This is a genomic window from uncultured Sunxiuqinia sp. (assembly GCF_947495665.1).
In the GTDB taxonomy this organism is placed as follows: domain Bacteria; phylum Bacteroidota; class Bacteroidia; order Bacteroidales; family Prolixibacteraceae; genus Sunxiuqinia; species Sunxiuqinia rutila.
In genome coordinates this window covers 116,636-131,536 of sequence record NZ_CANLZV010000005.1, presented here as the reverse complement: position 1 = coordinate 131,536, position 14,901 = coordinate 116,636, and the positions used below count along the sequence as shown (strand labels likewise).

The window sequence follows — 14,901 nt, the reverse complement described above, 5'->3', positions numbered from 1 at the left end:
GTATATTCCTTACAGAAATCATAATTAATTCCAAATAAATCTCTGCCCTTCAAAACCGACAGAGAAAAACTTAAACGTATGCAAAAATCGAAAAATCTGAATCGTCGCCATTTTTTAGGCACTGCCGGCACGCTGACTGCCGGTGCACTTTTGGCAAATCCCATGCAAACAATCGCCAAACCGGCAAGTGCTAAAACCAAACTGGCCTTAGTAGGCACCGGAATTCGCGGAACCAGCTTTTGGGGCAAAAACATTGTTGAGAACTATTCCAAAGAAACCACCTTTGTGGGTTTGTGTGATATAAACCCCGGCCGGCTTCAATTTGCTTTGAAATACATGGGTGTCAACTGTCCGGTATTTACTGATTTTGAGCAAATGATTCGGGAAACCAAGCCGGATGTAGTCATTGTAACCACTATGGACTCCACGCATGATGAGTTCATCATTAAAGCGCTGGAGATGGGCTGCGATGTGATAACAGAAAAGCCTATGACGACCGATGAGGATAAGTGCCAGGCCATTTTGGATGCCGAGCGCCGAACCGGACGCAAGGTGATTGTTGGCTTCAACTATCGCTACGGACACCAGTTTTCGAAACTGAAGGAATTGTTGGCTAAGCGCGAAGTTGGCCGGGTCACTTCGGTTGATTTTCACTGGTACCTGAATACCTATCACGGAGCCTCGTATTTCCGGCGCTGGCATGGGGAGTGCGACAAAGGCGGAAGCTTGTTGGTTCATAAGTCAACCCATCATTTTGACTTGCTGAACTGGTGGATTGACTCGGACCCGGTAGAAGTGACGGCTTATGGCGAACTGGAACATTACGGAAGTAACAATGAGTTTCGCGGAGCCAATTGCCGTTCGTGCGCTTACACCGACAAGTGTAAATTCTATTGGGACATAATGAAAGACAAGCGTGCGGTAGATCTGTATGTGAACAATGAAAAATACGACGGCTACATTCGCGATAATTGCTTGTGGCGCCATCGCATTGATATTTACGATAAGATGGCGGTGCAGATTAAATATGCCAATGACGTGCAGGTGAGCTATTCACTGACGACCTATTCGCCTTTTGAAGGGTGGCAAATTGCTTTTAACGGCATGGATGGCCGAATTGATTCGTGGGAAGGTATTCCTTGGCGTGCGGATGAGCGCGTAAACCAGGCGCAGCTTCATGCGCAGGAAATGAACCAAAACGCGAAAGAAAACGATTCAGCCTATGACGAAATTATGGTGATGAAAAATTGGAATCCGGACTATGAGCTGGTCAAAGTGTCCCGCATTCGCGGCGGACATGGAGGAGGCGATGTTCGTCTTCAGGATAAGATTTTCAAAGACCCGGACATGCCTGATCCGTATAAGCATTCGGCCGGAACGCGTGATGGCGCCATGTCAATCCTCATCGGTATTGCAGCGCGTAAAAGTATTGAAGAAGAGCGGCCGGTACAAATTGCCGAATTGACGGATATTGTTCCAAGTGCAGATCGGACTTAGACAATCCATATCGGACTAAAAAATTGAAAGGGCTTTTTTTGAAAGGCCCTTTTTTTATGCTTAATTTTAGGAGAGAAAAAATGAATAGTATGAGATCTGTCAATCCATTTAATAATCAGGTGATCCAATCGTATGCGGCTTATTCGGATGATGAAGCCAAACGGATCATTAAAGCTGTTGATTTGGCTTTTGTATCTTGGAAGGAAACTTCGTTTGAAGAGCGCAAAGCATACCTGCTGAAGCTGGAGAAACAACTGCTTGATCAGCAAGATAAACTGGCTGACTTGATTGTTGGTGAGATGGGGAAAGTGAAAAAGGAAGCCTTGGGCGAGCTGAAGAAATGCGCGTGGGTATGTCGTTATTACGCTGAAAACGGAGAACAGTTTTTGGCGCGGGAAACAATTCAGGCGGACGCTTCAGATTCCTTTGTTAGTTTTCAGCCCTTGGGAACCATTTTGGCTGTAATGCCCTGGAACTTTCCGTTTTGGCAGGTTTTTCGTTTTTTGGCACCAACCCTTATGGCTGGAAATACGGCGGTTTTAAAACATGCCAGCAATGTGCAGGGATGTTCGCTGGCCATTGAAAAACTGGTGAAGGATGCGGGTTTTCCGAAAGATGTTTTTCGAAGCTTGCTGATTGGAGGAAAGTCGGTCAGGCAAGTGATTGAAAACCCCCGAATAAGAGCGGTAACCCTAACCGGAAGCACACCGGCCGGGAAAGCGGTAGCTGCCGCAGCGGGTGCTGTTTTGAAAAAATCGGTTTTGGAGCTGGGAGGCAGCGATCCGTACTTGATTTTGGAGGATGCGGACATTGAGGAAGCTGCCGAACGATGTGTGGTCAGCCGGCTGCTTAATGCGGGCCAGAGTTGTATTGGCGCCAAGCGCTTCATTGTTATGGAATCGGTTTACGATGCCTTTCGCGATGCTTTTGTGCGGCGCATGGAGCAGGCTACGTTTGGTGATCCGATGAACGATAGCACAAGCATTGGGCCGATGGCAAGAACCGATTTGCGCAATGAGCTGCATGGGCAGGTGAGTGCTTCGGTGGCTAAAGGAGCCATAATTTTGTGTGGCGGCTATATTCCCGAACAGGAGGGGGCTTTTTACCCACCCACGGTGCTGGAGAACATTCAACCCGGCATGCCTGCTTACGAAGAGGAATTGTTTGGCCCGGTAGCTTCGCTGTTAAAAGCGCAGACCGAGGAAGAAGCTGTTCGTATTGCCAACGATACTGTTTTTGGCTTGGGAGCTGGTGTTTTTACCGCTGATTTGGACCGTGGAAAACGTCTGGCTGAAAAAGGGCTTGAGGCTGGCTGTGTTTTTGTCAACGATTTCGTGAAATCTGATCCGCGCCTGCCGTTTGGAGGCATTAAAGAAAGCGGCTATGGCCGGGAACTTTCGGTGTATGGAATCCGGGAGTTTGTAAATATCAAAACGGTGGTTGTCAAATAGCAATGACCGTTTAGGAAGCATTGATTTTTCGGGGACTCAGGTTTTGACAGCTGAATGGCGATTCTTATTCAGCCGACCAATCCAACAAGCGTTTTTCACCTTTGAGCTCGCGAATGGCACCAACTTCCTGGGTAACTTCAATTGTGCCTCTGTATTCGCCCAGTGCGTTACGTAAGGCAAAGTATTGAATCAGTATTTTTTCATCTTTAAAATTGATCCAGAAACTGGCTTGATCCTGCTTGCCGGTTTTAAATGCCGAAACAATTTCTTCCACCACATGGACACTTTCGGGTGGATGACAGTGGTGTACTTTGCGCCCGATAATGGCTTTGGTTCGTGGAAATATGCGTTTTTTAGGAGTTGAAAAGAACCGAACGGTATCGTGTTCATCCACAAAGGTAATATCCACAGGAAGGTGATTAAAAATCAATTGGATTTGTTCGGCACTCACTTGTCCGGTTCCCAGGTTGACATGAAGATCGTTGGAAAAGACAGCCTCAGTATCTGTTGAATCATAGGTTGGAATAACAAACGGAAATCCAATTTCACGACTGTCTTCCAACAAACTTTGAATGGTTTTCTCCGGAATTGTTTCCAGAATCTGAGGGAATAGAATGTGTTCTTCGCGAAAACGAATGGCCAGCAGGTTAAAAAACAGATCACCAACCAGTTTATTCATTTGTTGCAGATCCAGTTCAGGGGCGATTAATACCTGTTCCAAATCTTTCATTTGTTGGCGAATGTCGTCATGATAGGACCACATCAGTTGCACACAATGGAAATCAGACCAATGCTTTTCTAGTGACGGGAAAAGTACATTTTCTTTGATTTGGTAATGTTTATCAAACAGCTGAAGTTCTTTCAATTGCTCCAATAGCTGCTTCCGGGCTTCTTGGTCGGTTGGTGTTTTATTTAAGCTTTTAATGGCTTTTTTCATTGTTTTAAGCCGGTTCTCCATCGCTTGGTTGCTCTGGGCTAGCCAGTACAAAAAACTGTTTTTAGGGGGCTGAATGGCCGGATAAGCCAACAAGGGCTTATGGAACAGATGAAGCATTTTATTTGTGGCTCTCTTCAACTGATCATAGTCTTGTGTGGGGTGTTCCAAAACCAGGCAATCAAAGAGCGCAATTACCTCCGAAGGAACGATTTGACGAATCAACTTTTCATTGGTTTGAACAAGACGGGCTTTATCCTTGCTTATCATCATTTCTCGGGCAAATTGGAGTAATTGTTTCACCCGTTCATCTTTCTTATTGGTAAATTCAGACATGATACTCTGTATGTTTTATTTGCGTTTTTTACTCGATTTTGCCTTGGGATTGAAGGCCAGGCAACGATCAATCCATTTTTCCAGGTCTTCATCCATATCTATTCCTTCAGCGGTGACAGACAAATAGCCTTTCATGGGGCGTTTGGTAAAATCCATTTTTCGGGTACCGGTTTCATGCAGAAAGTCTTCTTCTTGTTGCGGATCAATTCGTGCCATAAGCTCTTGCTTAATGATTCCGATGCACATTTTGTCGTCTACCATAAAACAAACACCGCCAAACATTTCCTTCTCATTGAATGCGATTTTCCGATCTTTCAAACTTTGTCTGATCCGATCAGCGAGTAATTTGTCGTAAGCCATTTTTCCGTTTAAAATAAGAAAAAATAGGAAGTTTGTTTAATCATTATGATTGTCAGGCACGTATGTTGCCAAGCGATTAGGGAAAAATTGAGGCTGATTGAGAGCCGGTGACTGGATAATTTTTAGCTGATATTTGGATCCCAAATGAGCGGTAAGACAAAGGGAAAAGGCATCCAGCAAATCATCATCTTTCACCTTCGTTTTGGGATGAACCTTGCGGAACTTGAAAAAATAGTCCGGCAGGCTGGCATCGTAGCTGGATAGAATGCGTAACCTTTCGTCAATGCCTTGTTTGTTGGGGGCATTTTTTCGGTACTGGAGCAAGTTGCCCTTATTGAGATTTTTGAAGTTGATTTCAGGATGTGATTCAAAAATTCGGTGATGCAGAATTGAATTCTGGCGGATGAACTGATCAACTTCCCGCATTTTGGATACCAGGTTCCAGGATTGAATAGACAGACTTTTCCCCGTACTTTTTAGGTTGATCATTTTGGCTTCTTCGTAGCTTTTTGCTTCTAAAACTTTGGAGCAAGGTGGGGTAAAAACGCTTGAACTGTACCCTGGTGAAAGTTCCTGCCGTGCCAGTTGTTCCAGCACTCTTACTTCTCCCGTGGAGGCTAACCCCATCGGCATATCAATCAGAAAAAGGACGGCACTAGGATGCTGGGTGAAAATGGAATGAAAGTGGGGGTGTAGTTCAAGAAAATAGTTGCCGTTTTCGAAGCCAATCAGGCACCAACCTGCCCGGCAGCCATCAATACCGATTACTTGTTGCCTTGGATTCATTAAGGTAAAAATAGCACTTTGTGTTAGATTCGTACGAGCATGGGATGACGAGAGTTTAAGTGTTTTTACTTTTTGAATCGTTCAGTTAAGCAGATTTTTCGATGGTTGAAAATGTTTTGAAGTTGTTGACGAACAAACAAATGATGCGCGAAATGGCCAATCAAACCCAAAGGTAGTTTATAGCTCACTTTGTCCGTCATACGCACACCACCGTCAATGGCTTCAAAAAAATGTTCATGATGCCACATGGAGTAGGGGCCGAAGCGCTGTTCATCAACAAAAAAATGTCCGGTTTTGACCTGGGTGATTTCAGTTACCCAGTTGGTTTTGAAACCCGGAAAAGGAGAAACATGATAGGTAATTATTTGCCCGGCATACATGGGCTTATAGCTTCCCGAACTAATTTTGAACTGCATGCTTTTGGGCGTAATTTTTTCAAGATTACCCGGATTGGAGAAAAACTCCCAGGCCTCATCCAGGCTGATCGGTAGTTCCAGTTCAGCCTTGAGCGTATAAATTCCTGCGTGTTTGCTAATGCTTATCATCTCAATGGTTTTGATTTCAAATGCTAAACGCGGGCAGATTTAAAAACGTTTAATCATTTCAATGTTTAATTAAACGAAATGTAAGTGTATGATGGTTTTGATTGCTAACTGATCAATTAGTTTCGGGTATTTTCCCACCGGGCAAAATTCAGGGAGGAGAAAAAACCCATAAGCATGCCGTCAAAGATTCGGACAGCCTGAAGACGGGTCAGGGCATATTGAATTTTTTGCTTTTCGGCTTCCATATTTTCCTGGCGGTTACTCAGGAATCGCTGATAATCGGCCAGACTCTGTTCAATGTTGTTGATTCGTTCCTCGGCCGGATTGAAGGCCAGAAAAGAGCGAATACTGGTGTTTTCCCAATTAAAATCTTTGGCGTAAACCGTCAGCAATGATTCAGAATTACCGGGCAATGCTTCTTCCCAGCTGGTGAAAGGCTTAATTTGGCTTAACAGGTTTCTGCGCGTTAGCTTGTCGTCGGCCTTTGTTAAATTATTCAGCTTGATTTGATGTTCCTGAACCAGTTTTTCCAAATCGGACCAGGCGTTTGCCAGGCTTCGAAAATCATCGATGTCGCTAATGGCTTTATCACTGGGTAAACCAACAAAAAAGATGTCCGAATGCTTGGTTGGCTCGTTAGCCACCAGGTATTCAATCCGGCTTTCAAGCTGGCCGACGGTGCTTCGAAGTTGCTGGATTTCGCTCATCATTGAGGTAAATTCGAAGGTATTGAGCAAGCTTTCAATTTTGTTATAGGAATCCTGAATTGCCAGCAAATATTCCTTTACCTGCTTGTCTTCGGTACCGGCAGCCCGAATGTTGGGGCTTGCGAACCACACATTGGTATTTCCTTGAATATCCAAATGAATGAGGGCCTCAGCTGTGTTTTGTTCTGTTTTTGAAGTTGTGCCGTTGCTGTACTGCCAGGTGCTTGTTATTTTAACCTTGATGTATGTTTTTTCAACTTTATCCACCGGAATAAAAACATCGGTTTGTTTTTTATTCTCCAATTCATTGTTTGCCAAAAGCCTGATTTTGGTGTCCGTTTCCAGATCAATGTTCTCATCAATCATCTCCCATTTGTGAGTGACCCCGTTCTTTTCGTAAATCAGTTTGTTGTAATTCCGGGAGATGATTTTTGCACCATCACCCAAATCGGCATAGGTATCCGGAAGCTGGACAAAATCGGCCCGTCCTCCTTTGATTTGGGCAAACAGGGTAAATTGCTGCCCTTTGTTAACCTTAATTTCGGCACCATTCAGAATCCGCTCTCCTTCAATGAATAGTTCAACAAAAGGAGTTCGCACAGGTTGAGCTGCGTAGAGCTGTCCCCAAATAGCAAGCATAAATAGCGAGAAAACAACAACTTTCTTCATGTCACACAAATTTTAAGATCAACAGAGCCTGGTTTTTGATTTAAAATTAGTCAAATTGAAAGGCCTATCCAATAACCTGGCTCAGGGCTTGCCGGTTTCCGCTTATCTTTTAATTAGCTTGATCGTTTTTTTAGTTGATTCGGTTTTTATTTTCAAAATGTAAGTTCCTTTTTGTAAGTGAGATAGTTGCATCGTGTGAAAAGTTTCCTGACCAAAAAATTGGTGAAGTAAGCTTCCTTGAATAGAATATAAACTGGCTTGAACAAGGGGTGAAGGAGATTGGATAGTAACATAATCAGACACCGGGTTGGGGTAAACTTCGATTTCATTGGGAAGCACCAGCTCCGGATTTTCGGTTACAATATCGGGTTGCTCAAACTGCCGGGTCGAAAGCAGGCGATACTCTCCGGGAGCCAAGGTAAATGTCATGGTTGTTGAAGTCACCTCATAGGTTGTTTCATCAAAGTAGTTGTACCAGGTTCCTTTCGTTGGAAAGCTAACGGAAAACTGTTCTTGGGTAACGCCAAAATTCCCTACAGCAATCACGTAGTTTGCGCCTTGCTTGAGTTGGTACCACTTGGTGGTTCCTTCCAGGGAATGGACAATCTCTGGCGTTTGAAATTCCTCGTAGTTTTGTTTGAGGTAATTGAGTTTTGCAACTACCTGGAACAGGTCGGTTCGGTCTTTCACCTCGGTATAGTCCCATCGAATAGGTTTTTCACCCAAGCGTCCGCCATCGTCGATGGAGTAATCGTAGGCCAACTCACCAAATTGCCAAATCATTTTAGGGCCTGGAAGTGGAATGAAAAAGACATTGTTCAGTTCCAAACGGTCGGTGGCAATGGGGAGGTTTTTGGTGTTGTAAGTACCGGAATAGTTTCCATATTGAATGAGCTTGAAAGCTAAGCGTTCTTCATCGTGGCTTTCCATATAACTAACCAGGTTGGGCACACTCCAATCCCGTTCACTGTATATTCCCCAGCTTAAATCAGAGTTGGTATTTTGCGTATATCCCATGGCTGCTTCGCCATAATTGTGGTTGATATTTCCCCAAAGGAGGATGCCGTGTTCGGCCAGTTCCTTTTCTTCCGAATTATCAGAAAGGTGCTCAAAAATGATGAGGGCATCTTCGTTGCGGTTCCAAATTTCATCGGCCATTCGTTTTAGGTTGGCAATCCGGTCGGCATCGTAGGGGCTGCCCCAGCTTGATGGTCCATAGCTGGTGTTTGAGAAGCCTTTGGTAAAGTCGAAACGGAACCCATCAATTTGGTATTCACTCATCCAAAAGCTGTTGATGCTGTCTATCAACTGGCGGGTGTACTCACTTTCGTGATTGAAATCGTACCCCCATTGGGCATCTGGGTTTTGGAAGTTGCTGGTTTCGTTGTACCACGGGTTGTTGGCTGCGGGCCGATTCTGTTCGGTGTTCCAGTAGAGCTGAGCCAGGGGACTTTGCCCGTAACTGTGGTTAAGAACCATGTCAATCACAACAGCAATGCCTCGCTTGTGGCATTCATCAACCAGTTTTTTCAGATCGTTTTTAGGGCCGTAGTATTTATCCGGAGCAAAGTAAAATGATGGGTTGTATCCCCAGCTTGAATTGCCTTCAAATTCGTTGACAGGCATCAATTCGAGAACATTGATATTTAGATCTTCCAGGTAGTCAAGTCGGTCAATGACGGCTTGAAAACTGTGTCCTTCGTAAAAGTCGCGAACCAAGAGTTCGTAAATGACCAGTTCATCGGTCTCCGGAGCCTGAAAATCGGTTACCTCCCAGGTGTAAGCTGTTTGCCCGGTTCGAAGAACAGAGGCAATTCCTTCGGTTTTTCCGTCGGGATAGCTTGGTAGGTTTGGGTAAAGGCTATTGTCGATATATTGGTCGTTCCAGGGATCAGACACTTGTTCGGCATAAGGATCAGCAATTTTCAAATCGCCGTCAACCAGGTATTGAAACAGGTAATCCTGGCCGGCTTGCAGGTTTTCGATGGTCAGCCAAAAGTAATCCCCATCTTTTTTCATTTGGTAAGCTTCATTCACCTGCCAGTCGTTAAAATCTCCCAGCAAGTAAACAAATTCTTTTTCAGGAGCCCATAAAACCAGACCGGCCGTAGTTTGATCTTCCGGGTAGTTAATTCCTTTCCGGTAATTGGCTGGTTTTGCTTCCTGGGTAATGTCTTTTTTAATGTAAACAGAAACCGAATCATAGACGGTTTCTCCATTGGCTGTGAGTTTTGCAATAAGCCATTGGTCACCTTCTTCGGTGAATTGATAGGTGGTTGTGAGTGATGTTCCGGTGGTTTGAGCCAATAAGGTTTCATTCAGTAGAAGTTTGAGTTCACCTTCGGCCGAGGCTGTGGCAGAAATGCTTGTATCCTCGTTTTTGGGAAAGATGGTTTGTTGCGATGGGCTTGTCAAGTTGACAATCAAGCCTTCTTCATAAACATCGATAATGATGTCATTGGTTTGCTTTGATCCGTCGGCTGAGCGGAAAACGAAAGCCAGTTGTAAGACCTTTTCATTGGCCGGAACGCTGTAATAGGAATTAATATCCGGCGTGATTTCAAGCTTGTAGATTCCATCGCCCAAATGGGTTAATTTGGGTTGGGCAGCATTGTCGCCCCACGATCCAATAACATGTTGCCAGTCGTTGTTTCCTTCAATTTTAACACCGGTATGGGCATACAAATCCCCCGTGTATTTACCAAGCCTGCTGTCTTGCGATGAGTCGAATGTTACCACCACTTGTTTGGTTGCAGCCGGAAACTCAGGATCTGTGGTTATTTGCGCCAGCCCAAATTGACAAATAAACAGTAAGAGTGACAGAAAAATGAAACGGTTTCGCATGGCTTGTTGTGTTTAAGATGGATGAAGCGAGTTTCGGTTAAAATTAAAGAAAGGGGGTACTCAAAACCCAGTGAGTACCCCCTAAAAGCAGCAATTAGTTTGCTGTAATAGTATACGTAAATCCTGTTGCAGAATTTAAGATCAGTTCAATATGGTAGTTACCTGCTGTAACTGGAATATTAGTACCTCCATATTCAAGAGAACCATCGGCATCGGTGTCGCCAAAGTCGATGATCCAGTCACCATTGGCTCTGAATTTGATTTCACCATCAGTCAGGGTGATGTCGGTACTCCAGATATATTCACCTTTGGCTTCGGTGAAGCTCATGTTGGTATCGTTGTCCCATCCGCCTGGATTGGCCGTACCAACAACTCCCCAGGCGGTTTCATCCACTTGGTAGGTGAAATCATTCATGTTTACACGTACGCGGTAGAAGCCGTCAGCAGCAACTTCGAGGTTTTGCTCGTCATCCTGCTCCAACATTCCTGTTGTTACTTTGCTGGCACCTAAATCGCCAGCCCAGCCATCCGTTGTATTGACAAATTTGAAACCTCCACCATCAGCAGTGATGTATTGGTAAGTGTCAAAAACACCGTTTTCAACCATCTGCATGTTCATGGCCAAAGAAGGCTCCCAGCCGGCAATCACTGATCCTCCCAGGATTTTTGGGGCATCAGTTACCGTCAACGTTTTGCTGTTGGTATTTACAATGATCAGGTAGTTTCCGTCAGTGGCTGCATCATTCAGGATGTTGCCATTATCAAGGGCTGAACAGCCGATGAAATTGCTGAATGCCTCAGCGCCTACACCATTGGCCCAGCTTCCTTTCTCAGGGAAGAATTTAAATTCTTTTCCGGCTATCAATTCGAAGGTTCCGGTCCAGATTCCAGGAGCAATAATATTCATCTCCAGTGCATTATCAATAGTCCAGTCAACGGTTGTTGCATTACCAACAATGTACAGGTACGACTTGGCTTCCTTGATGGTGTAAGTTCCGGTATTCAGGTTAAGAGTCACCAGGTAGTTTTTATTGCCACCATCAAAAGTGATGTTGCCATTCTTTCCTTTTGGTCCCAGATTTCCGGTTGATCCGTCGGCTCCCAGGTTACCCCAGTCGAGGTCTCCCCAGCTTGGCTGACCAACAAATTTCAACATTGCACCGTCCTTAATTTCAGTTTCGATGGTATAAACTCCCTCTGACTTTTCAGTCATTGCCGGAGAATTTTCCGGGCTCCACTCCGGAACGCTGGCACTATAACTTCCGACCAGGTACACTTCTGTTGGATCGAAGGTGTAAGTGGTTGATCCCACCTGGAAAGGAGCAATGGTCAATTCACTGTTTGTAAAGTCAGCTTTTACTTCGTACCAACCGGTTTCGCCGGTAAATTTGAAGTTGCCATCATCGTCGTCTGCTTTAGTAATGTTTGACGAAACGGTGGCAAACTTGCCAAAGTTGTATTTGAAACCGTCGTCAGCTTGTTTATCAGTGAAGCGGAAGGCTCCGTCCGTTGTCAGCTTCAGGTATTTGTAGAAGACATCGCCATCTTTCAGGGCGGCCAGGGCATCGGCGCTGGTAAAACCAACGTCAGTTGCTGTTCCCATCATAAAGAATTCGGTCGGTACCGGAACATCCAGGTAGGGCGTTACTTTCAATGAAAATGGTTCGGTATATAGGTCGGCTAAATGTTCGTTTGAAACAGCGCGGATACGCATTTCAACTTCTACTTTCTCTGCTGGATTGTACCGCTTCATCAAGGCCGAGTTTAGCTGGCCAATCAAAAGCTCCATTTCGGTGGCCGAAATCCGGTCAAATTCAATGGGATCGGCAAAGTTGTTGCCCTTGGTATCCAATTGCAGGATGTAGCGAACACCAATATTATCCGCATAAACCGGGGCTGACCAACTTAGAGATAGCAAGGTATCTTTTTCGTTCCGTTTGAAAAGAACGGTGTCCAGGTCGGATGAAGGTTGATTCACCCAAACCGGCGCTGTGCCTTGAACAGGTGTTTTCACTGGCGGAGTCATAAAATCTTCTTCACAGGAGAATACAACAACTGCCAGAATCAGAATTAGAAAATATCGTAAGTTTTTCATTTCTATTTAATTTTACCAGTTTGATTAATGAAGTCAAGCTCAATGGTTTTTTCGCCTCCATCGATGTTAACTCTTTCCTGATCACCACCAGCTTCCCGGTATTCAATTTTACCATCCATAAAGATGAATTCAGCATGCCACCAGCCGTCAGCCGAAATGTACGGGTGTGTGACGTGAAGTCTTAATTCGCCACCCAGGAACGATTTAGTCAAATACATGGTTTTGTTTTCGGTATCCTGTTTAAACCGGTTTTCTTCAGTTACTGAGCTCGCAGGCCAAGCATCAACATTTGGTCCGGTGATATAAACATTGGCTGGTTCAATCATCAACTTTTTTGTAGCCATGTTGACACCCACGGTGTAGTAGCCTGCTGTTCCCGGAACCGGAATGTCTTCACCTCTGTTTTCCACTGTTCCCAAACTGTATTCGCCATTAACCGGATCGCCAACTTTTCCAATGACTCCTTTGTAGTTTACATCAGAACACAATTTGAAGGTCCCGGTTGCTTCCATCCACACAATGATCCATGAATCATCAGGTTCCTCGGCAACTTTGCGGAGCTTAAGCTTATTGTTTTGTGCAATGCGTCCCACGCCGTCACCAAACAGGTAGAAGGTATTTTCAGCAAAAAGAATATCCAAATAGGGGGTTGTGTTAAAGCTTACAACCGGTGAGTACAAGGTATCAACACCCTCCAGCGAATGGGTCATAATCCGTGCTGAAATGGTCGTTTCTTCATCAACGGGCAGTGCCAACGTTTCAGTCAGGAATTCATTTAAAGCACCCACGGTGAATGAAAATGAATTATCGGAGGCATCAACATCAAAGGTTTCCGGATTGGCAAAGTCCTCAGACGTGGCGAATTGAAGTTTGTGTGTTTTAACAATATTTACGCCGTAGGATGCAGGCGTATACGATACCGTGATCGTTTCGGCCTTTTGCGGTTTTGAGATCTCCAAAGTTGAACCAAACCCTGCGATATTCGATGCTGGAACATACTCTGAATCATTTAATTTTACTATATCATCGTCCTCACACGAAAACAAGGTAACCGCGAGGCATGCGATAAGCAGGTATTTAAATTTTTTCATGGTAATCTAATTAATAAAATTAATAACCAGTGGTTTGCGTTAAATTTGGATTGGCGTTTAGATCAGAGCTTGGGATTGGGAAAACGTTGTACTTATCATTGACTGCTTTTCCCTCAGCTACAGCTCCTTTCCAGGGCCAGGTATAGTCACCACCTGCCAACTGGCCAAAACGCCTTAAGTCGGTTCTTCGGTGGCACTCCCAGTACAATTCGCGTCCGCGCTCATCCAGCAAAAACTGAAGGGTCAAATCGGCATCTGTAATGTTGCCGGAATCATCGCCATAAGCTCTTTCCCGGATTTGGTTGATATAGCCAACAGCCGTTCCCTGGTCGCCACCTGAGCCACCGCGCACAACCGCTTCAGCATACATCAGCAGTGCATCAGCATATCTGAACAGCGGGAAGTCGGTATCGGGATGTGAAAGGTTTGAGCCCACTACACCGTTGGAAGTCACGTTGCGGAATTTGCGTAGCGCATAGCCATCACGGAAATTGAAAATATCTCCAATCTCCAGGTTTTGGCCTTCCGTCCAAATCAACGCACGGCTATCGGTTTCGCCGCTGATATCATCAAAAAGATTGACGAATGACTTGGTGGTTCGGTTTCCACCCCAACCTCCGTCAACACCCGATTCGCTGGCTGGCATGTCGCCACCAATGGTTGAGTGAATCAGGAAGGTCATTCCACCCCAGGTTTGTGTGTGTTCGCCATCGCAAACCAATGGGAAAATGATTTCATTGCTGCGTAGGTTATTATCAGCCAGGAACAGGTTTTCGTAATTGGATTCCAGGCTGTAACCTCCGTCAATGATTTTCTGTGTGTAAGTGATACATTCGGTGTATTTCGGAGTGCCAGTATAGGTTTCGGCATTCAGGTACAATTTGGACAGTACCATCCATGCTGCCCCCTGGTCAGCCCGTCCGTATTCGTTGGTGCGGGGTGCCGGCAATTCGTTTTCAATGGCTTTCAGTTCCGACTCAATGTAGTCAAACAATTGTTGGGCTGTTGCTTGTTCGGGGAAAAAGAATGAACCTACCGGATCTTCTTCCGTCACAAAAGGACCTGTTCCGAACATGTCAAGCAAGTGCCAGTAAGCCAAAGCTCTTAAGAAACGGGCTTCGGTATTGTATGCCTTGAATTCGTCTTGATCATTGGTCAACGCAATCAGGTTGTTACAATAAGCCACTTCGAGCGTAATGCGGTAGTACATGGCCGTTACAAACTCGTTGGATGCCGTCCAGTCCATGTCGTGTAAGTCACGCAGATTACCGTCGTTCCAGGCGCAAATAGCCTCGTCGGTCGTCAGTTCCTGGTGGTTCCAAAGCTGGCGTAGGTAAGAAGAGAATCCACCGTCGATACTACTAATGTCGGGTTCACCGTCCACTCCTGTTTGTCCGCCAACAACAAAGGCCGCATAACACTTAGCCAGCATTCCTTTGTAGGAAGCATCGTCTGTCAGCTTATCCGCCGTTAGTAAATCTTCGTCCAAAGGCAGGGTGTCCAAATCATTGACACATGAACCTAAGGCAAAGAGAAGCATCATCAATGCGATTGCGCGATATTTTATGCTGTATTTTGTATTCATG

At 45.0% G+C, this 14,901-nt stretch carries 11 protein-coding genes; 2 read left to right on the top strand and 9 right to left on the bottom strand.

Going from position 1 to position 14,901, the window contains the following annotated elements; genetic code table 11:
* Positions 1-78: 78 nt before the first annotated feature.
* Positions 79-1,497, top strand: a complete 1,419-nt coding sequence (locus Q1A18_RS08190) for a Gfo/Idh/MocA family oxidoreductase (RefSeq protein ID WP_299578459.1) — start codon at positions 79-81, stop codon at positions 1,495-1,497.
* An 89-nt stretch (positions 1,498-1,586) separates the two neighbouring features.
* Positions 1,587-2,948, top strand: coding sequence for an NAD-dependent succinate-semialdehyde dehydrogenase (locus tag Q1A18_RS08185; protein WP_299578458.1), 1,362 nt, complete (start codon positions 1,587-1,589; stop codon positions 2,946-2,948).
* A 64-nt stretch (positions 2,949-3,012) separates the two neighbouring features.
* On the opposite strand, the gene Q1A18_RS08180 is transcribed toward Q1A18_RS08185, so the two are convergent.
* The 9 genes from Q1A18_RS08180 to Q1A18_RS08140 all read right to left on the bottom strand — a co-directional run bounded on the left by Q1A18_RS08180 (position 3,013) and on the right by Q1A18_RS08140 (position 14,900).
* Positions 3,013-4,218: a PAS domain-containing protein gene (locus Q1A18_RS08180; RefSeq protein ID WP_299578457.1), complete on the bottom strand. Its 1,206-nt coding sequence runs from the start codon at positions 4,216-4,218 to the stop codon at positions 3,013-3,015.
* Positions 4,219-4,233: 15 nt separating this feature from the next.
* Positions 4,234-4,578, bottom strand: a complete 345-nt coding sequence (locus Q1A18_RS08175) for a TfoX/Sxy family protein (RefSeq protein ID WP_299578456.1) — start codon at positions 4,576-4,578, stop codon at positions 4,234-4,236.
* Positions 4,579-4,614: 36 nt separating this feature from the next.
* Complete coding sequence (locus Q1A18_RS08170; protein ID WP_299578455.1) at positions 4,615-5,364, bottom strand: DUF429 domain-containing protein; 750 nt, start codon at positions 5,362-5,364, stop codon at positions 4,615-4,617.
* Between the two features lie 65 nt (positions 5,365-5,429).
* Positions 5,430-5,909 (bottom strand): SRPBCC family protein, encoded by a 480-nt coding sequence (locus Q1A18_RS08165; RefSeq protein WP_299578454.1) that lies wholly within the window; start codon positions 5,907-5,909, stop codon positions 5,430-5,432.
* Between the two features lie 116 nt (positions 5,910-6,025).
* Positions 6,026-7,285, bottom strand: coding sequence for a hypothetical protein (locus tag Q1A18_RS08160; RefSeq protein WP_299578453.1), 1,260 nt, complete (start codon positions 7,283-7,285; stop codon positions 6,026-6,028).
* A gap of 102 nt (positions 7,286-7,387) precedes the next feature.
* Complete coding sequence (locus Q1A18_RS08155) at positions 7,388-10,129, bottom strand: alpha-amylase family glycosyl hydrolase (RefSeq protein ID WP_299578452.1); 2,742 nt, start codon at positions 10,127-10,129, stop codon at positions 7,388-7,390.
* A gap of 94 nt (positions 10,130-10,223) precedes the next feature.
* Entirely contained in the window at positions 10,224-12,224 is a 2,001-nt protein-coding gene (locus tag Q1A18_RS08150) for a SusF/SusE family outer membrane protein (protein WP_299578451.1), read from the bottom strand.
* Positions 12,225-12,226: 2 nt separating this feature from the next.
* A complete protein-coding gene (locus Q1A18_RS08145; protein WP_299578450.1) occupies positions 12,227-13,315 on the bottom strand; it encodes a SusE domain-containing protein in 1,089 nt (362 codons plus the stop codon).
* A 19-nt stretch (positions 13,316-13,334) separates the two neighbouring features.
* A complete protein-coding gene (locus tag Q1A18_RS08140; RefSeq protein ID WP_299578449.1) occupies positions 13,335-14,900 on the bottom strand; it encodes a RagB/SusD family nutrient uptake outer membrane protein in 1,566 nt (521 codons plus the stop codon).
* Position 14,901 lies beyond the last annotated feature (1 nt).

What these genes read in the sequence shown, in the direction of transcription:
- Q1A18_RS08190 (WP_299578459.1), top strand. Translation starts at nt 79, where the DNA reads ATGCAAAAATCGAAAAATCTGAATCGTCGCCATTTTTTAGGCACTGCC.
- Q1A18_RS08185 (WP_299578458.1), top strand. Translation starts at nt 1,587, where the DNA reads ATGAGATCTGTCAATCCATTTAATAATCAGGTGATCCAATCGTATGCG.
- Q1A18_RS08180 (WP_299578457.1), bottom strand. Translation starts at nt 4,218, where the DNA reads ATGTCTGAATTTACCAATAAGAAAGATGAACGGGTGAAACAATTACTC.
- Q1A18_RS08175 (WP_299578456.1), bottom strand. Translation starts at nt 4,578, where the DNA reads ATGGCTTACGACAAATTACTCGCTGATCGGATCAGACAAAGTTTGAAA.
- Q1A18_RS08170 (WP_299578455.1), bottom strand. Translation starts at nt 5,364, where the DNA reads ATGAATCCAAGGCAACAAGTAATCGGTATTGATGGCTGCCGGGCAGGT.
- Q1A18_RS08165 (WP_299578454.1), bottom strand. Translation starts at nt 5,909, where the DNA reads ATGATAAGCATTAGCAAACACGCAGGAATTTATACGCTCAAGGCTGAA.
- Q1A18_RS08160 (WP_299578453.1), bottom strand. Translation starts at nt 7,285, where the DNA reads ATGAAGAAAGTTGTTGTTTTCTCGCTATTTATGCTTGCTATTTGGGGA.
- Q1A18_RS08155 (WP_299578452.1), bottom strand. Translation starts at nt 10,129, where the DNA reads ATGCGAAACCGTTTCATTTTTCTGTCACTCTTACTGTTTATTTGTCAA.
- Q1A18_RS08150 (WP_299578451.1), bottom strand. Translation starts at nt 12,224, where the DNA reads ATGAAAAACTTACGATATTTTCTAATTCTGATTCTGGCAGTTGTTGTA.
- Q1A18_RS08145 (WP_299578450.1), bottom strand. Translation starts at nt 13,315, where the DNA reads ATGAAAAAATTTAAATACCTGCTTATCGCATGCCTCGCGGTTACCTTG.
- Q1A18_RS08140 (WP_299578449.1), bottom strand. Translation starts at nt 14,900, where the DNA reads ATGAATACAAAATACAGCATAAAATATCGCGCAATCGCATTGATGATG.